The organism is Roseospirillum parvum (genome assembly GCF_900100455.1).
GTDB classification, from domain to species: Bacteria; Pseudomonadota; Alphaproteobacteria; order Rhodospirillales; family Rhodospirillaceae; genus Roseospirillum; species Roseospirillum parvum.
This window is the reverse complement of record NZ_FNCV01000003.1, coordinates 93,861-116,377: the sequence shown is the minus strand read 5'-3', so window position 1 is coordinate 116,377 and position 22,517 is coordinate 93,861. Positions and strand designations below refer to the sequence as shown.

19 protein-coding genes and 1 tRNA gene are annotated in these 22,517 nt (G+C 68.9%); 13 read left to right on the top strand and 7 right to left on the bottom strand.

Translation table 11 applies throughout. The features are described from left to right. Position 1: 1 nt before the first annotated feature. Positions 2-1,258, bottom strand: coding sequence for a sarcosine oxidase subunit beta family protein (locus BLR95_RS05670; protein WP_092616785.1), 1,257 nt, complete (start codon positions 1,256-1,258; stop codon positions 2-4). 126 nt (positions 1,259-1,384) lie between these two features. Here BLR95_RS05670 and BLR95_RS05665 point away from each other — a divergent pair, with 126 nt between their 5' ends. Beyond that, positions 1,385-1,612, top strand: a complete 228-nt coding sequence (locus BLR95_RS05665; RefSeq protein WP_092616782.1) for a DUF1289 domain-containing protein — start codon at positions 1,385-1,387, stop codon at positions 1,610-1,612. 109 nt (positions 1,613-1,721) lie between these two features. Next, on the top strand, positions 1,722-2,366 hold the full coding sequence (gene parA / locus BLR95_RS05660; RefSeq protein ID WP_092616779.1) for a ParA family partition ATPase: 645 nt from the start codon (positions 1,722-1,724) through the stop codon (positions 2,364-2,366). An 8-nt stretch (positions 2,367-2,374) separates the two neighbouring features. Here the strand turns inward: parA and BLR95_RS05655 are convergent, their stop codons facing one another. Then, on the bottom strand, positions 2,375-3,238 hold the full coding sequence (locus BLR95_RS05655; protein ID WP_092616776.1) for a DMT family transporter: 864 nt from the start codon (positions 3,236-3,238) through the stop codon (positions 2,375-2,377). Between the two features lie 121 nt (positions 3,239-3,359). Here BLR95_RS05655 and BLR95_RS05650 point away from each other — a divergent pair, with 121 nt between their 5' ends. Then, on the top strand, positions 3,360-4,223 hold the full coding sequence (locus BLR95_RS05650) for a helix-turn-helix transcriptional regulator (protein ID WP_092616773.1): 864 nt from the start codon (positions 3,360-3,362) through the stop codon (positions 4,221-4,223). Here the strand turns inward: BLR95_RS05650 and BLR95_RS05645 are convergent. Continuing rightward, positions 4,214-4,927: a DUF502 domain-containing protein gene (locus tag BLR95_RS05645; protein WP_245689286.1), complete on the bottom strand. Its 714-nt coding sequence runs from the start codon at positions 4,925-4,927 to the stop codon at positions 4,214-4,216. The two genes, BLR95_RS05650 and BLR95_RS05645, sit on opposite strands and share 10 nt — an antisense overlap. A 104-nt stretch (positions 4,928-5,031) precedes the next feature. Between BLR95_RS05645 and BLR95_RS05640 the strand changes: the two genes are divergently transcribed. From BLR95_RS05640 to BLR95_RS05630, 3 genes are read left to right on the top strand one after another with little or no spacing between them, the layout of a single operon-like run. Beyond that, complete coding sequence (locus tag BLR95_RS05640; protein WP_092616767.1) at positions 5,032-5,490, top strand: NUDIX hydrolase; 459 nt, start codon at positions 5,032-5,034, stop codon at positions 5,488-5,490. After that, positions 5,487-5,777, top strand: a complete 291-nt coding sequence (locus BLR95_RS05635; RefSeq protein ID WP_092616764.1) for a (2Fe-2S) ferredoxin domain-containing protein — start codon at positions 5,487-5,489, stop codon at positions 5,775-5,777. The genes BLR95_RS05640 and BLR95_RS05635 overlap by 4 nt, the downstream gene beginning before the upstream one ends. After that, the gene (locus BLR95_RS05630; RefSeq protein ID WP_176787658.1) at positions 5,774-6,154 is read left to right on the top strand and encodes a DUF6166 domain-containing protein; all 381 of its coding nucleotides are present in this window, start codon (positions 5,774-5,776) and stop codon (positions 6,152-6,154) included. Before BLR95_RS05635 ends, BLR95_RS05630 begins: the two co-directional genes overlap by 4 nt. 22 nt (positions 6,155-6,176) lie before the next feature. Here the strand turns inward: BLR95_RS05630 and BLR95_RS05625 are convergent, their stop codons facing one another. Further along, entirely contained in the window at positions 6,177-6,725 is a 549-nt protein-coding gene (locus BLR95_RS05625; protein ID WP_092616762.1) for a helix-turn-helix domain-containing protein, read from the bottom strand. A 146-nt stretch (positions 6,726-6,871) separates the two neighbouring features. On the opposite strand from BLR95_RS05625, the gene BLR95_RS05620 reads away from it, so the two are divergent. Beyond that, on the top strand, positions 6,872-7,576 hold the full coding sequence (locus BLR95_RS05620) for an AzlC family ABC transporter permease (protein ID WP_092616759.1): 705 nt from the start codon (positions 6,872-6,874) through the stop codon (positions 7,574-7,576). Beyond that, complete coding sequence (locus BLR95_RS05615) at positions 7,569-7,877, top strand: AzlD family protein (protein WP_092616756.1); 309 nt, start codon at positions 7,569-7,571, stop codon at positions 7,875-7,877. Before BLR95_RS05620 ends, BLR95_RS05615 begins: the two co-directional genes overlap by 8 nt. A gap of 37 nt (positions 7,878-7,914) precedes the next feature. On the opposite strand, the gene BLR95_RS05610 is transcribed toward BLR95_RS05615, so the two are convergent. Further along, the gene (locus BLR95_RS05610; protein WP_176787656.1) at positions 7,915-9,153 is read right to left on the bottom strand and encodes a Do family serine endopeptidase; all 1,239 of its coding nucleotides are present in this window, start codon (positions 9,151-9,153) and stop codon (positions 7,915-7,917) included. Between the two features lie 858 nt (positions 9,154-10,011). Here BLR95_RS05610 and BLR95_RS05605 point away from each other — a divergent pair. The 3 genes from BLR95_RS05605 (at position 10,012) to BLR95_RS05595 (ending at position 12,436) form a co-directional block, all read left to right on the top strand. After that, positions 10,012-11,031, top strand: coding sequence for a hypothetical protein (locus tag BLR95_RS05605; protein ID WP_092616750.1), 1,020 nt, complete (start codon positions 10,012-10,014; stop codon positions 11,029-11,031). Between the two features lie 136 nt (positions 11,032-11,167). Further along, positions 11,168-12,160: a phosphotransferase enzyme family protein gene (locus BLR95_RS05600; protein ID WP_092616747.1), complete on the top strand. Its 993-nt coding sequence runs from the start codon at positions 11,168-11,170 to the stop codon at positions 12,158-12,160. A 200-nt stretch (positions 12,161-12,360) separates the two neighbouring features. Beyond that, positions 12,361-12,436: transfer RNA gene (locus BLR95_RS05595), tRNA-Lys, on the top strand. 335 nt (positions 12,437-12,771) lie between these two features. Here the strand turns inward: BLR95_RS05595 and BLR95_RS05590 are convergent. Together BLR95_RS05590 and BLR95_RS05585 are read right to left on the bottom strand one after the other, a co-directional pair. Continuing rightward, a complete protein-coding gene (locus BLR95_RS05590; RefSeq protein ID WP_092616744.1) occupies positions 12,772-17,283 on the bottom strand; it encodes a PAS domain S-box protein in 4,512 nt (1,503 codons plus the stop codon). Positions 17,284-17,377: 94 nt separating this feature from the next. Continuing rightward, entirely contained in the window at positions 17,378-19,561 is a 2,184-nt protein-coding gene (locus tag BLR95_RS05585) for a GGDEF/EAL domain-containing response regulator (RefSeq protein WP_218119495.1), read from the bottom strand. 524 nt (positions 19,562-20,085) lie between these two features. Here BLR95_RS05585 and BLR95_RS05580 point away from each other — a divergent pair. Together BLR95_RS05580 and BLR95_RS05575 are read left to right on the top strand one after the other, a co-directional pair. Next, positions 20,086-21,141, top strand: a complete 1,056-nt coding sequence (locus tag BLR95_RS05580) for a zinc-dependent alcohol dehydrogenase (RefSeq protein ID WP_176787654.1) — start codon at positions 20,086-20,088, stop codon at positions 21,139-21,141. Beyond that, positions 21,141-22,208 (top strand): zinc-dependent alcohol dehydrogenase, encoded by a 1,068-nt coding sequence (locus BLR95_RS05575; RefSeq protein ID WP_092616735.1) that lies wholly within the window; start codon positions 21,141-21,143, stop codon positions 22,206-22,208. Before BLR95_RS05580 ends, BLR95_RS05575 begins: the two co-directional genes overlap by 1 nt. Positions 22,209-22,517 lie beyond the last annotated feature (309 nt).

Genomic DNA, 22,517 nt, shown 5'->3' with positions numbered 1-22,517 from the left:
GTCAGTGGGCGACTCCGGCGGCGCCGTGTTCGTCGATCAGCGCCCCGCTGGTGAAGCGGTCCAGCGAGAACGGGGCGTTCAGCGGGTGGGGCTGGCCGGTGGCCAGGGTGTGGGCAAACACCCAGCCCGAGCCCGGGGTGCTCTTGAAGCCGCCGGTGCCCCAGCCGCAGTTGATGAACAGGTTGTCGATGGGGGTCCTGCCGATGATCGGCGAGGCATCGGGGCAGGTATCCACCGTGCCGCCCCAACTGCGCATCAGGCGCAGACGGCTGAAGGCGGGGAACAACTCAAGGAGGGCCGCCGCCTCCTGCTCCAGCACCGGGAAGCTGCCCCGCTGGCCGTAGCCGTTGCGCCGGTCGATGCCGGCCCCAAGGACCAACTCACCCTTGTCCGACTGGCTGACGTAGGCATGCACCTGCCCCGACATGACGACACAGGGCACCACCGGCTTGATCGGCTCGCTGACCATGGCCTGCAGGGGGTGGCTGGTCACCGGCAGGCGGAAGCCGGCCATCCCGGCCAGCACCGAGGACTGCCCGGCAACCACGATGCCCACCTTGTCGGCGGTGATCTCGCCCTTGCCGGTGCGCACCCCCTTGCACACCCCGTTGTCGATCAGGAAGCCCTCGACCGGGCAGTTCTCGATGACGTCCACGCCGAGCCGGCTGGCGGCGCGGGCAAAGCCCCAGGCCACCGCGTCGTGCCGGGCCACCCCGCCGCGCTTCTGCCAGGTCGCCCCGAGGATGGGAAACCGCCGCGTCGGGCTGACATCAAGCCCCGGGCAGACCGCCTTGACCCCGTCGCGATCAAGAAACTCGGCGTCGATGCCGTTCAGCCGGTTGGCGTTGACCCGGCGTTTGGCCTCGCGCACATCGTGCACGGTGTGGGCCAGATTGAGCACCCCGCGCTGGCTGAACATCACGTTGTAGTCCAGCTCGCGGGTCAGGCCCTCCCACAGCTTCAGGGAGTGCTCGTAGAGGTGGGCGCTTTCATCCCACAGATAGTTGGAGCGCACGATGGTGGTGTTGCGGCCGGTGTTGCCGCCGCCCACCCAGCCACGCTCGATCACCGCCACGTCGCTCAGGCCGTGCTCGCGGACCAGATAGTAGGCGGTCGCCAGACCATGCCCGCCGGCCCCGATGATGATCGCCTGATAGTGCCGCCTGGGCTCGGCGGCGGCCCACAGACGGGGCCAGTTGCGGTGGTGCGACAACGCCTGGCGGGCCAGGCTGAAAAGGTTGGTGGCGCGCTGTGCCATGGGCCGCGGGAACTCCCAAAGAACCGAGCGTCCTTGAAAAGGACCTTTCGGATGCGCACCTTAGCGGCCGGCCGGGGGACCACGCAACCCCGCCGACCCGCCTCCTTTTCAAGCTCTCGGAGCATCATGACCGACAGCGCCGCCCTGATCACCCTGCCCTCGCCCTGCATCGGCGTCTGCGAACTCGACCCCACGGATCGTCTGTGCAAGGGCTGCCAACGCAGCGGGTCGGAGATCGGCGCCTGGCGTGACGGCGACGCCCAAACCCGCGCCGCCATCTGGGCCCACATCCGCCAGCGCCGCGCCGAGCGCGATCTGCCGCCCCACCCGCGCGATCCGGCCAGCCAGCCCTGAGCCCGTTCCCCGGTCCCTTCTGGCCAATCCGGGGCAGTGGCCTGACCAACCCGGCGTGATAGGATCAGGCCCAGAACAACGGCCCAGAACAACGGCGGGGAGGCGAATCATGGCGGTGGTGACGGTGGCCCAGCAGAAGGGCGGGGCCGGCAAGACCACGCTGGTCGCCCAGTTGGCGGTCGCCCTGGCGGCCGATGGCCGGCGCCGGGTGGCGCTGCTCGACATCGACCCCCAGGGCAGCCTCGCCGCGTGGTTCGCCGTGCGCCGCCAACGCCTGGGCGAGGCCGCCGGCGGTCTGGCCCTGTCGGCGGTCGCCGGCTGGCGGGTCGGCACCGAGCTTGATCGCCTGCGCCGGGGGGCCGACCTGATCCTGATCGACACCCCGCCCCATGCCGAGACCGAGGCCCGGGCCGCCATCCGGGCCGCCGACCTGGTGCTGATCCCCCTGCAACCCAGCCCGATGGACCTGTGGGCCACCGCCCCCACCCTTGAGGCAGCGCGCAGTGAGCGCCGCGCGGCCCGGCTGGTGGCCAACCGCATGCCGGCCCGGGGCACCCTGCGCGACCGCGTGCTGGCCGATCTGGCCGAGAAGGAGATGCCGCTGGCTGGGGCCATGCTGGGCAGCCGGGTGGCCTTCGCCCACAGCATGATGGAGGGCCTGGGCGTGCTGGAAAGCGCCCCCCGCGACCGCGCGGCCGAGGAAGTCTCCGCCCTGGCCGACGAGGTCCTGGGGGTGCTCGCCGGGCGGTCCTGAGCGCCCCCTCAGCCCCGGCGCCAGAACATCACCGCGTTGCCCAGACTGATCACCACCACCCCGGCCAGGGCGGTGGGGGTCCAGACATAGCCCTCGAACAGAGTCGACAGCAGCAAGGCGACGACCGGAAAGAGGACCGTCGCATAGCCCGCCCGGACCGGGCCGACCCGCGCCACCAGGACAAGATAGGTGGTGAACCCGACCACCGAGCCGATGGCCGCCAGATAGCCGGTCGCCAGCCAGTAGTCGGGCACCGTCGGCACTGTCAGCGGCTGACCGCCGGCCAGACAAACCCCCAGCAGGGCCAGGGCCCCGATCCCCATGCCCCAGGCGTTGGCGGTGAGCGGGGTGATGCCAAGCGCGCCGTTGCGCCGCGAGGCCATGTTGCCCCAGGAGAAGAACAGCGTGCCCAGCGCCGCCCAGGCGACGCCGCGCAGGGTTGCCGGATCGAGGCTCACCACCACGTCGCGCCAGAACAGCAGGGCCAGGCCGCCCGACCCGATCAGACCGGCGAGCAGCGAGCGGGCGCCGATCCGATCCCCGAAGAACAGCCGGGCATTGAGCGCGTTGAAGATCGAGGCCAGCGAGAAGATGACCGCGACCAGACCCGACGGGATCAACGTGGTCGCGGTATAGAGCCCGATGAAGTTGAGGCAGAACAGGCACAGCCCCTGAACCACCACGAAGGACCACACCGCCGGCACCTTCAGCCGCCCCGCCAGGGCCAGCCCGGCGACCATCAGCAGGGCGGCCAGGGCGAAGCGGTGGAACACGGAAACCACCACCGGGGCGCTCTCCACCTGCACCGCGATGGCGATCCAGGTGGTGCCCCAGATGAGCACGGTGAGGACAAACAGCAGGGAACCGCTCATCGGCGAGCCTCCACAAAGGGGGCCTCTTCCCTAGCCCACCCGCCGACTCCTGCCTTGCACCATCTTGCGCAATTCGGCGCCCGGCGCTTTCCCGACCGCCGGCGGCGGGATACAAGGAGTCATGAGCCAAACCGTTCCCGACTTTCTCGGCCGCGCGCCGGCGGCCCGCGTCGCCGCCAGGCTCGACCTGGGCGCCGGCCGGGCGGTGGCCATCTGGGAGAACCGCGACGCCCGGGTGAGCTACGACGCCCCCCGGGGCCACACCTTCAGCCTCTACCTGAAGGACGGTACCGGCACCCAGCGGCTGGACGCCGGCGGCCTTCGGGGCTGGCCGGGCGCCGTTTGCGTGATGCCGGAGGGGCACCGCTCATCCTGGCGCATCACCACGCCGTTCCGCTTCGTCCATCTGTACCTGCCGGATGACGAGCTCAGGGCCAGCTTCGCCCTGACCCACGAGTGCGATGCCCGCCGGCTCGATCTGGCCGAGGCCACCTTCGTCCAGCACCCCGGGCTGGCCTCGGCGCTGGCCACCCTGGCCCGGGCGGCCGAGGGCGGCGACCTCCTTTTGGCCGACGGCGCCATGACCGAGCTGGTCGGCCAGCTTGCCAGCCGCCCGGTGGCCCTGCGCGGCGGCCTGCCGGGGCACCTTCTGCGGCGCCTCGACGGGTGGATCGAGGCACACCTCGGCGATCCCATCCGGCTGGCCGATCTGGCCGGCGTGGCCAACCTGTCGGAGTTCCATTTCCAGCGCATGTTCCGCCTGTCGCGCGGCCTGTCGCCCCACGCCTGGATTGCCCGGCGGCGCATTGCCCGGGCCCGCCTTCTGCTGGGCGGCGACCAGCCCATCGCCGAAATCGCCCTGGCCTGCGGTTTTTCCAGCCAGAGCCACCTGACGCGCGTCTTCCGCCAGCACACCGGACGCACCCCGGCCGGCTTCCGCGACGAGGTCGCGCCGGCCGACCGGGCGCGCCGCCGTCAGGGCTGATCGCTGCCCAGCACCGGCTGGTTGCGCAGGTGCTCGGGGCGGCGGTCGGGCGGGGTGACGATGCCGCCGGAGACCACCATCTTGATCCCCTCCTCGACCGACATGTTCAGCACCACCATGTCCTTGCGCGGCACGAACAGAAGGAAGCCGGAGGTCGGGTTGGGGGTGGTCGGCAGGAAGACATTGACCGTCTGGTCCTCGGTCAGGTTCTGCACCTCGCCCTCGGTGGTGCCGGAGACGAAGCCGATGGCCCAGATACCGCGCCGCGGATACTCGATCAGCACCACCTGGCGGAAGGCGGTGGACTTCTGGGCCAGCACCGTCTCGAAGATCTGCTTCACCGCGCTGTAGACGTTGCGGATGACCGGCATGCGGTCGAGCACCCGCTCGCTGGTGCGCACGATCAGGCGGCCGACCAGACCGGCGGTCAGCGCCCCGGTCAGGGTCAGCCCGACCATCACCACCATCAGGCCCAGGCCGGGGATGGAGAACGGCAGGTAGGTGTTGGGGTTGTATTTGAGCGGGATGGCCTCGGCCACCGTGCGGTCGAAGAAGTCGACCACGAACCAGGCGGCGCCGAAGGTGATGGCCAACGGCGCGGTGATCAGGATGCCGGCCAGGAAATAGGCCCTGAGGCGACCCCCGAAGGACAGCCCGGGCGGTCCGTGGGGATGGTGGTCATGCGGCGGCTCGGCGGGTGTCATGGGCGGCATCTCCGGGCACGGGACGGATCACGGCGGGGCATGATATAACGCCGGATGCCCCCCGCCGCCAAGCGACCCCTGTCACGCTAGGGATTTTCCCGCCCATGCCCGAAGCCACCGATCCCGACCGTCGCCTGCCGCAAATCGGCGTCGGCGCCGTGGTCCTGTCGGCCGGGCGGGTGCTGCTGATCGAGCGCGGCAAGGCGCCGGCCGAGGGCACCTGGAGCCTGCCCGGCGGCCTGCAGGAGCTGGGCGAAACGGTGGCCCAGGCGGTGGCCCGCGAGGTGGCCGAGGAAACCGGCCTTGAGGTCGAGGTGGGTCCACTGGTCGAGGTGGTCGACTGGATCGAGCGCCATGCCGATGGCGGGGTGGGCTGCCATTTCACCATCCTCGACCATTTGGCCCGCCCGCGCGACCCGGCCGCCCTGCCGGTCGCCGGCTCGGACGCCCGGCAGGCGCGGTGGGTGGACCTGGGCGCGTTGGCCGACCACGCCCTGCATCCGGTCATCCTGCGGGTGATCAACGCGGCCCTGGCCCACCCGGCCGCGGCGACCGCCCGATGAGCCCGCCGCCCACCCTGCTGGTCTGCACCAACCGGCGCTTCGGCGCCGACCGCCCCTCGTGCGCCGGGCGGGGCAGTGAGAAGCTGTTGAAACGGCTGCGCCGGCGCCTCGCCGAGCTGGGCCGCGACGAGGTGGTGGTCGAGGAAAGCCCCTGCTTCGGCCACTGCCGGCACGGCCCCAACGCCCGCCTCCTGGGCGGCGCCTTCTCCCACCGGCTGAGCGCCGACGATCCGGACGCCGTGATCGCCAGCCTGGACAGTCCGCCAAGCCAGGAGGACCCGCCATGAAGACCTACCAGGGATGGCGTGGCCCGGAAGGCACCCTGGTCACCGTCGACGGTCAGCCGCTGGAGCCACGCCTCGACCTTCTGTCGCTGGCCGCCGAGGGCTTCGAGTGGGGCTACCAGGGCAACGGCCCCGGGCAACTGGCCCTGGCCCTGCTGGCCGACGCGCTGGGCGACGATGCCCGCGCCCTGGCCCTCCATCGGGCCTTCCGCGACGAGGTGGTGGTGTTCCTCTCCGGCGATGAGTGGGCGCTGTCGGAGGCCCAGGTGCGGCGCGCGGTGGCCGACCTGGAACGCTCGGCCCAGGCCCGCGCCGATGACGGCGTGGTCGAGGTGCCGATGACCCTGGAAGAGCTGCTCAACAAGGTGCGCGGCCGCTGAGCCGTCTCGCCGGTGGGTCGCCTCAGGCCGGGCTTTCCATGACCAGCAGGACCACCGAGTCGTCGCTCAGGCCCTGATAAAGATGCACCCTGTCGGCCGCGTAGCGGTAGTAGTCGCCGCGCGCCAACTCCTCCAGCGCCTCCAGCGGCCCCAGACGCACCCGCCCCTGGCAGACCACGGCGTGCTCCACGGTCCCCGCCGGATGCGGCTCGGCCTGGCGCCGCGCCGCGCCGGCCAGATCGAGACGATAGAGGTCGCGCCGCCGGCCCGGCCCGCCGGCGGCCAGCAGGGTGGCCGCGAAGGGCGTTGCCTGGGCGCTCAGGGGGGTTCCCTCGCCGGCCCGGATCAAGGCCGCCTCGGGGTTCGGGGACTGGAACAACTGGCTGAACGGCACGCCGAGCGCCGTGGCCAGGGCCCACAGGGTCTCCACACTGGGGTTGCCCTGGCCGGCCTCCAGTTGCGACAGGGTCGACTTGGCCAGCCCGGCGCGGGCGGCCAGGGCCGACAGGCTGAGCCCGGCGTGCTGACGCTCGCGGCGCAGGGCCCGGGCGATCAGGGCGTTGGGGGTCATGGGCCGGTCCTTTTTCGGAAACACGGGGGGCATCGCGGCGGGGCGGGTGCGGAGCAGGATCGTTCGACATGATAGACCATCGTTCGATTTGACGGAACACCGGGGGCACGGCATGATGCCACCGTCACCGCCACCAAGGACCCACCATGACCGCCCCATCGCCCCTGCCGCCGCGCCGCGAATTCCTGCTCGGCGTGCGGGAAATCATCCCGCTGGCCATCGGCGTGGCCACCTACGGGCTGGCCTTCGGGCTGCTCGCCGCCCAGGCCGGCATGGCGGAGCTTCAAACCGGCCTGATGGGCGCCACGGTGTTCGCCGGGGCCTCGCAGATCGTCGCCGTCGAGCGGCTGGTGGCCGGGGCCGGCGCCGGGGCGGCCCTGCTCGCCGGCCTGGGCCTGAACCTGCGCCTGCTGCTCATCACCGCCTCGCTGCGCCACGAGCTGGCCGGCCGGCCGTGGAGCCAGAAGCTGCTCGCCCTGCATCTGGCGGCCGACGAGAACTGGGCCCTGATGCACGGCGCCCAGGCGCGCGGGCGGGCCGTCGGCTACTGGTATCTGGTCGGCGGCGGAGCCTGCCTGCTGGCGGTGTGGCTGCTCAGCACCGTGGCCGGGGTGACCTTCGCCCGGGCCCTGCCCGAGCCGCGCGCCATCGGCATGGACTTCGCCTTCATCGCCGCCTTCATCGCCATCCTGCGCGGCCTGTGGCGCGGCCGTCCGGACCTTTTGCCGTGGGTCGCCTCGGCCGCCCTCACCCTGGGGCTGATCGGCGGGGCCGGCCTTGCCCCGGCCTGGGCCCTGCTGGCCGGCGGCCTGGGCGGCGCGGCGCTGGCCGGGGTGCGGCGCCATGGCTGACCCGGCGGGCACCGCCCCCTGGCTGCTCATCGCCGGTCTGGCCGGCGGCACCTTCGCCCTGCGCCTGGGGGGATACCTGATCGGCGCCCGACTGCCCCGCGAGGGCCGCTGGGCGCGGGCCTTCACCGCCCTGCCCGGCTGCCTGCTGAGCGCCCTGGTGGCGACCAGCCTGGCCCAGGGCGGCCCGCCCGAGTGGCTGGCCGCCGGGGCTGCCCTGCTGGTCGCCATGTTGACCCGCAACCTGCCGCTGACCATGCTGGCCGGGGTCGGCGCGGTGTGGCTGCTGCGCGGTCTCTTTTAGGCTATCGCTTAGGCTCCCTGGCCAAGCCTCTTGGCCCCTACTCCAGTTGCAGCAGGGGCGCCAGGGGCGGACCGTCGCCGCGCCCCAGGGGCAGCACCACGTGACGGTAGCCGTAGACGTTCTCGACCAGCAGCAGCACCTCGGCTCCCCCGGCCGCCCGCGCCGCGTCCAGCCGGTCGGCCAGCGCCGCCACCGTCACCACCGGATGCTGGTTGACGGCGACCACCGTATCGCCGGGCAGCAGGCGACCGGAGGCCGGCCCCTGGGCCGCCACCCCCTGCACCGCCACCCCGGCCACCCCCCAGCGCAAGCCCAGGCTGGTTATCACCGCGTCGCTCCGGTTGGCGACCACCAGACCGACCCCGGGCAGATCCCGCCGCTCGGCCGAGGGTGGCAACGGCGCGGCGGCCGGATCGAGGCGCACCTCGCGCGCCTCTCCGTCCACTTTCAGGGTCAGGGTCAACGGCCGGTCAGCCTGCTGAAGTGCCGCCACGGTCGGTGGCACGCCATCGATGCCGACGATGATCGCGCCGCGTGGCACGCTCGGGGCCAGCGCCGTTCCGCTCGTCACGTCGACCACCAGCAGGCCCAACCCCGGCAATTCGCCCAACCGCAGGCCCAGGGCCTGGAACAGGGGCCGCGGGCCGGCCGGCGCCTGACGGCTCAGGGGCAGGGCCAGCAGGTGGAAGCCGCCGCCATCCTGAACCAGCAGGGGGGCCCAGCCATCCCCCTGGTGGCTGTCCAGACGCCGCCACAGACTGGCCGCGTCAACGATCAGATGGCCCGCCACGCGCTGGATGATCATGCCCTTGGCCAGCCCGGCCCGGGCCGCCGGACGCCCCGGCACAAGCTCGCTGACCATCACCCCGCGCGCCCCCCAGCGCACGGTCAGGCGGTGCCGCAGGGCATCGTCGAGATTACTGACGGCAAGACCGAGGCGCGGATCTTCGGCGACCGCCTCCGCCACCCCCCGCCATCCGGGTGGCCAGGAGGTCAAGGCAAGACCGAGGCGATGGACCTCGCCCTGACGCGTCACCATCAGATCAACCGTCTGGCCGGGCGTGGTGGCATCCGCCAAGGCAACGATCCGCTCCAGACCGTCGACCGGCTGGTCATTCAGGGCGTGCACCAGATCGCCACGCCGCACGCCGCCCAGGCCGGCGGGGCCCCAGGGCAGCAGATCGATCACCAGGACACCGGCCGGGACCTTCCGTGGCGACGCCTCGTCCACGCCCAGCGCGGTTCGCATGGCCGGCAGGGTCGGCTGCACCTGCATGCCGAGAAATCCCGACTCCGCACGCACCTCGGAGAGCGTCCCGCCCACCAGCCCGGCGATCAGGAACCACACCGACAGCCGGCCAAACCGGCTCCGACGGGCGCCCGTCGGCTGACGGCGGGGCGCCGGCCGATACCCAGCCAAGAACCAACACCTACCCATCAGGCCCCCTTGCCGTGTGCTGTTGCGTCGAATCAGGTTCAGGATGTCGATCTCGGGATGTTGCGGTGGGGAGCATCCGCTCCGGTAAAGCACTCTTGCGCATAAGGTTCGCACGATCTTGACCGTTTCACCGCATCGGAACAAGCGCCAAGGGTTGTCAGCCGACCGCGGCGCGATCACATAGAGGGGGCAATCAGGACATTCTCCGCCTCGGCTGCCGATTGACGACCCCCCCACCCCTCCAGTAAACTGGCGGTGGGCGTAGAATGCGCCTTGGGCATGGTGACACGCGCCAACTGGATCGGGAATGACGATCCTGCGGCTCTGGTGGCCGAGCCCGGACTGTCGAAGTAGGCTGCAACGTCACCCGGCATGAAATCCGCCGGTGTCTGTAGTCTGGCGACCCCTTAGGAGAGCAGCGCCCGCCCCTCTGAAGCGACGCTTGCTCAGGGCTGGTGCCCGGGGATCAACCCAGACCTGGCACCCCTTTTCACACCGGAAGCACGTTGACTGCGGTGGTTGCCGGTTCTTCCGGCGCGTTGCTCCTGGAAGCGCGGCCCGCCCGGCCTCGGATGCCTTGCCCTGGGCCCCGGGTCGGAAGCCAGCCAGCACCAGCGGGAAGCGCGACAGGAATCACGTCCCCGCGTCGCCGATTCGCTGAACGTCTCAACCTCCGGTCCAGAAGGAGACCTAGGGATGAGTGACCAAGTTGGCTTCGGCGCCGCCACCAGCGCGGCCCACGTTGCCGCAACCGTCAACAACCGGGATGCCCAGCAGGCCCCCCAGGGCCAGCAGACGGCCGACCTCGCCCGGACCGAAGCCACCCCCAACTGGCGCGACCCCGCCGTGGTCCAAGGCGCCGACGAAAGCGCGCGTCAGGAAAGCCGGCGCAGCCGCGACCAGAACCAGCAGCAATCCAGCCAGCGCCAGGACACGCCGGCCGACACCCTGCGCGCGGCCGAACAGGCGCGCCAGCAGAACAAGCCGGCGGCGACCAGCAACAAGGGTCCGGCCACCGTCCAGGACAGCCTGCAACGCGACGCCGGCGAACGGCAGAAAGAGGTGCGCCGCCAGGAAGCCCGCGACCGGGTGATCCTGACCCCGACCGCCGCCGAGTTGATCGGCACGCCCGATCTCAAGGCGCGCTTTGACATGAACACCGACGGCCGGGTCGATCAGGTGGAACTCAAGCACGCCATCCGGGCCCGCGACGACAGCAACTCCTACGGCGGGCTTGCCTACCACAAGCGCGGCACCACCGAAGTCGATCCGACCACCGGCGAGGTGGTGATCGGCAAGGAGGCAAGCTACCCCCTGCCCGGCGAGGAACAGGCCGAGGATGGCGCCGCCGACCAGGAACCCGCTTTCCCGCTGCCCGGCGAGGCCGGCGGCGAGCAGGAGCAGGGCCGCTTCTATGACGAGGTGGTGAGCGAGCGGCAGACCTACGAGGAACTGGTCGCCGCCGGGGTGATCCGCGATCCGGCCGAGCAGAGCCAGGAAGAACCGCTGCCAGCGCCGCCCGAGGCGCCCCTGCCGAACCAGGAGGACGGCCCCAGCGCCTACGAGGAGTTGGTCGAAAGCCAGCAGCGGGAAACCGCGCCACTGGTCACCGATGAGCCCGAACCCTACCTGCCGGGCCCGACGCCCGAGGACGGCGAGGGCAACGATGAGGAACAGACCCCTCCGCGCAGCGGCGGCGTCTCCATCCTGGCCTGAGCCGTTCCCACCGGCATCACACACCCCCGGTCGGAGATCCACCTCCGGCCGGGGGTTTGTCTTGCCTGAAGCCGCCGCCCGAAGCCGCCCCTGAAGCCGATTGACATCGGCGCGCCAGTGGCCATGCTGCCGCGCCATGAACGACACTCCCACGCCCCCTCCCTCCGCCCCGGTCGCCGATTGGGCCATCGCCACCTGGGACCTGCCCACCGACACCCGGGCCACACTGATCAACCTGTCGGAGAACGCCACCTATCGCCTGGACGATGGCCGGGGGCAGCCGCGCGGGGCGCTGCGCCTGCACCGCCCGGGGTATCAGGACCCGGCGGCCATCCGCTCCGAGCTGGCCTGGGTGCGGGCCATCCAGACCGAGGGCGATGTCCACCCCCCACGCCCCCTCGCCGGCCGCGACGGCGCCCTGATCCAGAGCTGGCCGGGCACGGCCGGGCACGGCGCCCGCCAGGCGGTGCTGTTCGCCTGGGAGCCGGGCGAGGAACCCCGGGAAGACTCGCCCGAACTGAAGCACCATTTCGTCGAACTGGGCGCCGTGGCCGCCCGGCTGCATCGTCAGGTCGCCGGATGGACCCCGCCGGCCGACTTCACCCGGCAGACCTGGGACCTCGACACCACCCTGGGGGATCGCCCGCTGTGGGGGGACTGGCGCCAGGGTATCGGCATGGACGGCGAGACCGAACGCCTGTTCGGCCGGACCATCGAACGCCTGGCCCGCCGCCTCGACAGCCTGGGGCGTGCGGCGGAACACTTCAGCCTGTGCCACGCCGACCTCAGGCTGGCCAACCTGCTGGTCGCCGGGCCCCGGCTGACCGTGCTCGACTTCGACGACTGCGGCTTCACCTGGCACCTCTATGACGCCGCCACCACGGTGAGCTTTTTCGAGCACCACCCGGAGGTGCCCGAGCTGCTCGCCGCCTGGGTGCGCGGCTACCGCCAAGTGCGCCCGCTGAGCGACGACGAAGTGGGCGAAATCCCCAGCTTCGTGCTGCTGCGCCGCCTGCTGCTGGTGGCCTGGATCGGCTCGCACCAGGAGGCCCCCCTGGCCCGCCAGTTGGGCGCTGCCTACACCGCCGGCAGCGCCGAGCTGTGCCGCGCCTATCTGGCCCGCCACTGAGCCTGAAGGACGGCCCATGGGGCGGCCACCCGCCGGAGTACCGCCCCAAACGGCTGCCGACGGACTTACCCCCACCAGCCCATGAAAAAGCCCTCGACAAAAAGCCCTCGACACCCGCCGGACGCTTTGCTATATCCGGCCCTCCCCGCCGCGACGGGCCTCTTTTCTGGCCCTGGGCGACCGGGAAACCTCCCCATCGGGGGCGCATAGCTCAGTTGGTAGAGCAGCTGACTCTTAATCAGCGGGTCCAAGGTTCGAGTCCTTGTGCGCCCACCAATTAAAACCCCGCCAAGTCAGTGACTTGGCGGGGTTTTGCGTTGGGAGTGAAGATAGAACATTCGCCGGCCGTTCAACTCCATTTCAGTTGAACGTTCAACTCTTCGTTCCGGTTTTCGCTCTCGGCTCTACATCTTGAATCGAGAGCAGCTCGCGGCGTAACCACGGTCGCGCTGGCAGCGGGCCCGTTCCCGACGATCTGACAGGGGAGCGTTTGAGACGCCTCCAGCCGCAGCCACAATAGCCTGGCCCCCTTCGGAAAGCGGAGCGCCCGGGGGAGAACGGACCGCGTGTTGAAGGAAATGGATACGGGCCATTCCTGGCGGGTCACCCCATCAAAACACGTCCTGGGCAGTTCTGGCTTGGGAGGACTGACGCTCCGGGGCGCGGCGGGGCAGGGTCAGGGTGAAGAGCGTGCCGGTCTGCCCCTCGCCGCTGGTGACCGTGATCTGGCCGCCGAGCGCACCGGTCACCAGACTGTAGACGATGTAAAGGCCGAGCCCGCTGCCACCCTGGCCGAGCCGCGTGGTGAAGAAGGGGTCGAACACCCGGGTCCGCACATCGGGCGGAATGCCGACGCCGTCATCGGCATGGGAGAAGCGGATGAATTCGTCATCAAGGGCATGCGCCTCGATCCGGATCAGCCCCGACTGAATGCCGGCGAAACCGTGCGTCAGGGAGTTCGAGACGAGGTTGGTGATGATCTGCTCCAAGGGACCCGGGTAGCTGTCCATTTCCAGGTTCGGGGGAATGTCGATCTCGATCCGGTGCTCGGTGCGCTTCAGCGTCGGACTCAGCGTGGACAGGACCTCCTCGGTGGTGTGCAGCAGGTTGAAAACGCGGCGGCGGACACTGGTCTGGTCGATGGCGACCTCCTTGACATGGCTGATCAGGTCGGCCGCGCGCACGGTGTTGCGTTCGAGCAGATCGACGGACTCAAGACCGGTCTCCAGAAAGGCCATCAGCTGTGCCCGACTGAGCGCCCCACGCTCGATGGCGCCAGCCAGATCGTTGATGTGCTCGGCCAGCGTGCTGGCCACCATGCGGGCGTTGCCCAGCGGCGTGTTCAGCTCGTGAGCCAGACCGGCGACCAGATTGCCCAGCGCGGCGAGCTTCTCGGCCTGCATCAGCTGGCTCATGGCCTGTTGCAGGGCGGCGGTGCGTTCCGACACCAGTTCCTCGAGATGGCTCCTGTAGCTTTCGAGCTCGCTTTCCGTGCGTTTGCGCGCGGTGATGTCCATGGTCAGTTCGACAATGCCGCGGACGCCGTCTCCATCCTTGACCGGCGCCAGCACGTTCCGAAAGAAGAGCTCTTCGCCGTCCACGTTGACCTCGAGTTCCGCGTCAACGATCTCCCCGCCCCGCACCGCGTCCAGCTTCGCCCCCCACGACGCGTCCTGTCCCTGGTGGACGGTCGCGGTGGCCGCATCCCGGCCGACGACATCGCCCCATCGCCGCCGCGACGCGGTGTTCTGCAAAACGTACTGGCCGTTGATGTCGAGCAGGAAGAAGTCGAAAGGGATACTTTCGATGGCGGCACTCAGGCGGGCCTCGCTTTCGCGCAGGGCGTGTTCCGCGCGCTTCTGCTCCGTGAGGTCATTGACCAGGGACAGGAACACCTTCTCATCGCCAACGGTGATGGTTTCGGCGGACCAGAGGATGTCCAGGGGCACGCCGGCGCGGGTGAAGAAGACCATCGGAACATCACGGACCTGGCCATCGCGGCGAAACTGCTCGATCGCCTCGGCGCGCACATCGGAACGCTGCCAGACGCCGACCTCGGTGGTGGTTCGGCCGATCAGTTCCTGGCGCGTGCCGCCGAACAGGCTCTGCCAGCGATCATTGACGTCGATGATGCGGCCTTCCTCGATGGTCGAGATCAGCATGGCCGCCGGGTTGGCCCGGAACGCTTTCGCGAAGCGCTCCTCGCTCTGCCGCAGGGCTTCCTCGGCCCGCGTGCGCTCGGTGATGTCGCGGACATTGGCCAGGATGGCCTGCCGGTCGCCGAAAGGAATGGCCCGCAGGATGACCTCGACCGGAAACACCTGACCGTCCTTGGGACGCCGGCAGACCATCTCGAAGCGCGCCATGTCGCCGGTCATCACGCCGTTCCACAGGTGTAATCGCAGGCGGCTTTCCTGGTAGGGTCCCGGACCGCAAAGGTCGGCAACGGTGCAGGTGGCGATGTCCTGTGCATCGAGACCGAAGATGTCCAGCATGGACTTGTTGACGGCCATGATATGACCCTCGGCGTCGTGGATGATGACCGCGTCGAGGGTGTTGTCGAACACGGCGCGGTAGCGCCCTTCGCTTTCCGTGAGTTGCCGCAGCAGAAGGTGGCCCGAAAGCGCGTCCCCGATCCGCTCGGCGATGGTCTGGAACAGCCGTTGCTCGTTGCCGGTCCAGTCGCGCGGTGCATCGCACTGGTGGAGACCGAGTTGCCAGGGTTGATGCGCCTCGGGACGCAGGGCGATGGCCATGCGGCTGCGCGTCCCGTACTGCCGGAAGTCCTCGGAGTCCGGCTCGAAGCCGGTCAGCACCGGGCCCTTGCTGGCCAACGCCTGCCGAAAGACGGCCCGCAGCGTGGCGTTCGGCTCGATGACCCGGGTCTCTGGCAAGGTTCCGGAATACTCGGTCCGGGCCGCCTCCACGGTGACCTCGACGGTTTCGGCGTCGGGATCGCAGGGGTGCAGCAGGTAGGCCCGGTCCGCCTGGAAGATGTCGCGAATCTCCCGGGTGAGGTCGGTCATGATGTTGGCATCGCGCCGGGAGCGGGTGAGGATCCGGGAAATGCGATCCAGGCTCTCCAGGAACCAGGTATGCTCGCCCTGGGCCCGGTAGGATTGAAGGTGCTGCTGGGTGTGGGCGACGATCTCCGCCACCAGACGCAGGAACCGGACATCGATCTGCGACCAGGCACGTTGCCGCTTGATGGCCTCCAGACCCAGGAAGCCGAGAAGACGGTTGCCGCCAACCACGGGAATGCAGATCAGGGAATGCAGCCCGGGCTCGGGCAGCCTGGGCTTGAAGCGCAGCGGGTAGTCCGGGTCATCGGCCCGGGCCGTGACCGCCTGGCCATCGCGCAGGCTTTCGAAGAAAGGTGAATGGTCCGCGGTCCGGATATCCTGGAGATCCAGAATCTGCGGCGTGATGCCGGGCGCGCACCATTCATGCGTGTTGGTCGCGGTCAGCCCATCGGCGGTGATCGCGAACAGGAACGTCCGATCCGCCTGGGTCAGCTCGCCGATGCGTTCGAGCATCCAGTTCAGGCGGGCGTCAAGGTCGTCCCACCCGGGCTTGATCATCAGGGCGGAAATGTCGGCCAGCGCCTGTTCCGAATCCAGGTGATAGCGCAGCCTGGCCTCGGCCGCCTTGAGCTCCGTGATGTCGACATGCGTCAGGGCGAAGTGCGTGATGTCGCCGTTGGCATTGCGGATCGGGAAGAGGGTTGTATCCAGCTCCAGCACCGGGTTGCCGTTTGCCTGCCGCAACTCGAAACGGTTCTGGAAGCGGATGGTCCGGCCTTCCGAGAGGACCTTCGGAAGCTCCTCGAGGTGGCCGCCCCCACGGACCCGGTCGTCCTCGAACAGGTTGTAGTCCTCAAGACGCTCGGGCGCGCCCGTCGCCCGGAACAGCTCGATGGCGGCCTGGTTGTGGCGCACCACATCGCCCTTCCCATCGAAAATGATCAAGGGCATGGGGTTTTGCTTGATGATGCTGTCGAGGAACGCCTCCGAGGAGCGAAGGGACTGCTCCGCCGCTTTCCGCTCGCTGATGTCGCGGACGAACGACAGGCTGAATTCCTTCTCATCGGTTGCGATGTGGGTGGCCGTTATCTCGACCGGAAAGCTGCGCCCGTCCTTGGTGACGTGTCGCGACTCAAAGACATGAAGGCCTTTTCTTTTCAGGCGCTCCCACGCGGCGTCGTGGTCCTCGATGGGAAACTCGGGGTCGAACTTGTCGACGCGGCAGCCGATCAACTCGTCCCGCGGGTAGCCGAGCGAGCGGCACCCTTTCTCATTGATGTAGATGATCCGGCCCTCACGGTCGTGCCACGCGATGGCGATGGACGCCCGGTCGATGGAGGCCTGGGTCAGTTGCAGCGCCTCTTCGGCCCGCTTGCTGGCGGTGATGTCCAGATGGGTGCCCAGCATCCGCGAGGGGCGGCCCATCTCGTCCCACTGCACCACGCGCGCGATGGTTCGGAGCCAGACCCAATGGCCGGCCGCGTGCCGCATCCGGAAATCGACCTTCAACTCCTTGATCTGGCCGGAAACGGCCTGCTCGAACAGGCGGACGATCTGGTTTTGATCCGCCGGATGCACCCAGCCCAGCCACGTCTCGCGGTCCGCGAGCCGTTCCGTGGGACCGCGCCCCAACAGGGCGGCATGCGCCTGGCCGAGCATGGCCTGACCGGTGATCAGGTCGAGCTCCCACGGGGCCTGCCCGGAAACATCAAGGGCCAGCGCCAGACGCGCCTCGCTATCGCGCAAGGTTACGTAGTCTTTCCGGCCTTCCGTCAGGGGGGTGACGACGGCGCAGATGTGCGGCGGCCCGCCGAGGTCGACCCAATGGGCGACAACCTCCACCTCGCAGCGTGACCCGTCCCGTCGCCAATGCGCACCTTGAAAGCGGAACTGGCGGGCCTCCTGCAAGGAGGCCCAATGATCCAGCCACCGCTCGGCGGGAAAGGCCCGGTTGATATCCCAGATGGACAAGGTGACAAGCTGGTCGCGGGGATACCCGAGGAACGCGCACACCGGCTCGCTGATGTCGAGGATGCGGCCATCCCGGCCGATCCAGTACACCAACGCATCGCCGCTGTCCGGACCCAACCGGGCGTTCACGGTTGCTCTCTCCTCTGCCAGTCGGTCGTCGGCGCCCGGCAGGCCCCCGGCAAGGCCGGAGCGCGGGCCGGCATGCCGAATTGTCCGGCAGCCGCTATCCCTGTGCCGCCATCCAGGCCTCGAACTCTTTTGCCGGCATGGGGCGTCCGAACAGATAGCCCTGCCCTTCGTGACATCCCATTTTCAGCAGTTGTCGCCGCTGTTCCTCGCTCTCGACGCCCTCGGCAATGGTCACCAGACGCAACTGCCGGCCCAGGGCGATGACCAGTTCGGCGATGCCCGTGGCATCGCCATCCTCGCCGATCTCCATGACGAAGCTGCGGTCGACCTTCAGGCGGTCGACGTTGAGCTGTTTGAGGACGCTCAGCGACGAATAGCCGGTGCCAAAGTCGTCCATCGCCACCGTGATGCCCATGTTGCGGATTTCCTGGATCTTGGCCGAGGTGGACTCGATATGGCCGATGGCCACCGATTCGGTCAGCTCCAGTTCAAGCTGGCTGGGATCGACCCGGCAGTCCTGCAGCGCCCAGCCAAGGGCGGGGACAAAGCTCGGCTCGCGGAACTGGGTGTGGGAGACATTGATGGCCATGCGGAAGTTGGCGTGACCGCCCTCCGTAAGGCGCTTCAACTGATGGCAGGCCGTGCGCAGAACCCACTCGCCGATCGGCACCGTCAAGCCGGACTGCTCGGCCAGCGGGATGAACTGGTCGGGGGGGATGGAGCGGCCATCCTCCGTCTTCCAGCGCAGCAGGGCTTCGGCGCCCAGGACCTTGCCGCTCGGCAGATCGACCTGCGGCTGGTAGGCCAGGAACAGGCGTTCCGCGGAAAACGCGGCCCGCAAATCGGTCAGCATGTGGATGCGTTCCCGCGCCCTCGCGCTGAGGTCCTCTGAAAACAGCGTTGCCCGCCCGCGCTTGAGGATCTTGGCCTGCTTCAAGGCAATGCTGGCATCCTTGAGCACGTTGGCGCTCACCTGATGGTCGACCTTGATCAGGCTGCTGGTGGCCGACACCCGCAGCATCTCGCCGTTCAGGTCAAAGGGAGCGGCGAAGACGGCCTCGATCCGGTTGGGCGTGACCAACTCCGCCGATCCAAGCAGGCCGAACGTATCGCCGCCGACCCGCGCCAGGACGGCGGGCGGACCAAAAATACTGGCCAGGCGCCTGGCCACGACGCTCAGAACCTGATCGCCGAAATGATGATCAAGCACCGTATTCATCTCGGCGAAGTCGTCCAGGTCGATCAGCGCAAGGACCATCTCCCCATCGCCGGTCTGCCGGTCGACAATATCAATCAGTCCCTTCCGGTTCGGGACATTGAGAAGCTGGTCGGTGTACGCGTAGTCATAAAGACGCTCCTGAAGGAGAACGTTCTCGAATCCAACGGTGGCATTGGCACAGAAAACGTCGATCAGGTTCCTGTTGACCGGGTCGATTTCCTCCCGGGTATCCACGAATGCTGCAATCCCGGACATGTCACTTACGCCGAAATAAAGGCATATGCCGCCGCCGAGAACGTGCTGCCGCTTGTCCAGACAGGCGTGCAGAATGGCGCGCGCGTCGTCGTCGGGCAGGTCGTCCAGGGGACATTGGATCAGGTCCCGGTATCGGCCGGCGGCCGCGATCACCCGCGCCGGCTCGCCATCGATCCTGGAGGCGGCGCACACCAAGCCTTCCGGCGCCAGACCCAGCAGGGAGCACAACTGCGTAACGACGCCTTCCGCGTACAGTCGCAAGGCCCGCAGTTTGCCAAGACCGGTGCTGGCGGCAATGATCAGTTCAAGCCCCCTGCGGCTCATCTCCAGTTGATGGATCTGGTGATAGGAGCGCAACGCCACCGCCAGGGTGGTGAACAGACGAATGCGGGTCAGCTCGGACTTGGTCTTGTAATCGTTGATGTCATACGTGCGGATGGTGTCGATTTCCGGCGCGTACCCCGGCTGGCCGGTCCGCAGGACGATGCGAACCGAGCTGTTTCCCAGGTCGTTGCGAATCCGGCGGACAAGCTGAAGCCCCGCATCCTCGGTTTCCATCACCACGTCGAGCAGAACGACCGCGATGTCGGCTTCATCGGCCAGAATCTGGTAGGCTTCCTCCGCCGAGAACGCATGAAAGAGCCGAAGCTTCCGCCCTTCGATGAGCAGACCACGCAAGGCAATGCGCGTGGCGTCATGGACATCGCCCTCATCATCGACGACGAGGATAGACCATGACTTGCTTTCTTTTGATGAGGCTTCCACGTTGTCATCCGCGAACGTGAATGGCCCATCGTCGTCCATAAAGCGATTTTCTGGCATTTGTCGACTACCAGCTGAGCATTGGACCATATTCCGTGGATTTTGAATTACCGAACATGGCCTAGATTCTTGATATTGCCGCAAATCATTCGTCGCGGTCCGCTCTGGATCTTCTCCAGTGTGCCAGATTTCATAGTGCTTCAACCATGAGGGAATGACAACCTGGATAACCCCCAGCCAAGCCCCACGCCACAAAAGCCCTGGATGCCGGAGCTCGCACTCGGTTGATTTCGCCGGGCCCCGGGCCGACCTCCCCCGGGCAAACTCCTTGAGCCCGTGGGGAAGACGCGCTAGAGCAGGTCCTGCAAAATCCGGTCGCCAGACGTTTCGGGTCTGGCATGTGAAATTGCTCTGCTTTCTGGTGGTGGCGCCGATTGATGTTGACGCCAGCCAGGGTGGAAAATCGGCGACCAGGACATTCGACGACCAGGACATTCGACGACCAGGCGCCGCCTTTCTCCTTCGGCCTGGAAGCCGCCGGCCTGTCCACGCGGGGAAGAACACCCATGACGCACGCGAACGCCGTGACCTGCCTCGGCGGCGAGCAAACGACGCTCCAGCCGTTCGACACACCAGCCCCCGGCCCCGGCGAACTGCTGCTTGATCTCCGGGTGGTCGGGTTCTGCGGCACCGACATGTTCAAGCTTGTCACCGGGGCCGCCGCGCCGGGCACGGTGCTCGGCCACGAGATCGTTGGCGAGGTCGCGGCCATCGGGCCGGGGGTCGAGGGCTTCGCCCCGGGCGACCGGGTCGCCGTGCCGCACCACGTGCCGTGCGGGGAATGCGCGCTGTGCCGGCGTGGTGCCGAAACCATGTGCGACACCTTCCGCGAGAACCTGCTGTTCCCGGGCGGTTTCGCCGACCGCATCCTGGTCCGTCCCCGGGCCACCGCCCAGGCGGCCCAGAAGCTCCCCGACCATGTTTCCGACGAGGCCGCCGTGTTCCTGGAACCCGGGGCCTGCGTGCTGCGCAGCGTCCACAAGGGCGAGCTGCCGCGGGAGGGCGGCCTGGCGGTGGTCCAGGGCGGCGGCAGCATGGGCCTGTTGCACCTTCTGATAATCCGCGCCGCCCTGCCCGGCACCAAGGTGCTGGTGGTCGATCCGGTCGCCGAGCGCATGGAACTGGCGGTCAGCCTGGGAGCGGCGGCGGCCGCGCCGCCCGGCGAGGCGGCGCAGGCGGCGGTGGGCGAGCTTTCCGAGGGCCTGGGCGCCGACGCGGTGTTCGACACGGTGGGCGGCGCCGGCCCCCTGCGCGCCGCCCTCACCCTCAGCCGCCAGGGCGGCACGGTGGTGCTGTTCGCCCACGCCGGACCGGACGAGCCGGCCGACTTCCCGATCAACGACCTGTTCAAGTTCGAACGGCGCATCGTCGGCGCCTATTCCGGCGCCCTCGGCGAGCAGCGGGAGGTTTTCGACCTGCTCCGCAGCGGCGCCCTGGACCCCACGCCGCTGGTCACCCATCGCCTGCCGCTGGACCGCTTTGCCGAGGGGGTCGAGCTGGTGCGCCAGCGCAAGGCGCTGAAGGTGCTCTACACGCCCAGCAACGGGAAGGATCGGGACTGATGGCGGAGACCATGAAAGGCGCCCTGCTGCTGGGGCCGGAACAGGTCGAGGTGCGGGAGTTGCCGATCCCCCGCCCCGGCCCCGGCGAGGTGGTGCTGCGGGTCGACGCGGCGACCACCTGCGGCACCGACGTCAAGGTGTTCCGGCGCGGCGGGCATCCGCGCATGTTGAAGGTGCCCACCCTGTTCGGGCACGAGATGGCCGGCACCGTGGCCATGACCGGCAGCGGCGTCACCATCTTGACCGAAGGCGACCGGGTGGTGGTCGGCAACTCCGCGCCCTGCCTGGAATGCAGCTATTGCAAGGTGGGCCGGGAAAACCTGTGCCAGGACCTGCACTACCTGAACGGCGCCTTCGCCGAATACATCCTGGTCCCGGCCCGCTTCGTCGAACGCAACACCCACCGTGTGCCCGACGGCATGGCCATGGAACGGGCCGCCCTGACCGAACCCCTGGCCTGCGTGCTGCACGGCCTGGATGCCTGCGAGATGGACCGTTATGCCCGCTCCGGCCCGGTCGAGGCGGTGGTCTTCGGCGGCGGGCCGATCGGCCTTCTGTTCATCGGCGCCCTGGCGGTGGGCGGCCATCGGCCGATCCTGGCCGACCCCAACCCGCCGCGTCTCGAGGCCGGGCGCGCCATGGGCGCGGTGGGCACCGTGCTCATCGGACGCGAGGCCGGTCAGGCCGAGAAGGTGCGCGCCGCCACCAGCGGCGGGGCCGGCGCCTGGGTCGCCGTGGACGCCACCGGCGCGCCCCAGGTCTGGGTCGAGGCGGTGAGCAGCGTGCGCCCAGGCGGGCTGGTCAACTTCTTCGGCGGCTGCGCCCAGGGGACCAGCATCGAGCTGGACACCCACCTCGTCCACTACAGCGAGCTGACCCTGAAAGGGGTCTATCACCACCGCCCGGAGACCATCCGGCGGGCCCTGGACATGCTCGCCGACCCGGCCTTCCCGGCCGACGTGCTGATCAGCGCCCGCCGCCCCATCGAGCAGACCGAGGAGGCCCTGCGCAGCATGATCCGCCGCGAAACCCTGAAGGTGGTGATCAGCGGCACCGAGGGCGGCTGACCGACGGCGCGCAAGGATCGCGCCGGGCAGGCCCGCCCGCGACCTGACAGGCGGCGTCGGAAGGCCAGGAGAGCCTGCCCCAGGAATTATCCCAGATCGCCAAATGGGACGCTGGTCTGGATTTGGGCAATTCAGGGTTGCCCCACCTTTATTATAAAGCGCACACACCATCCAGCGACACCTTGGCGCGATCCCTTCCGGGGAAGCAGGGCCCCGCAGCCCTAAAAAAAGCCTCTAAACACCTTAATCAGATTGGCCTTTTGCCCCCGAGGCGAGCCACGCCCAACCTTCGGGCGGCTTGCGATCCAA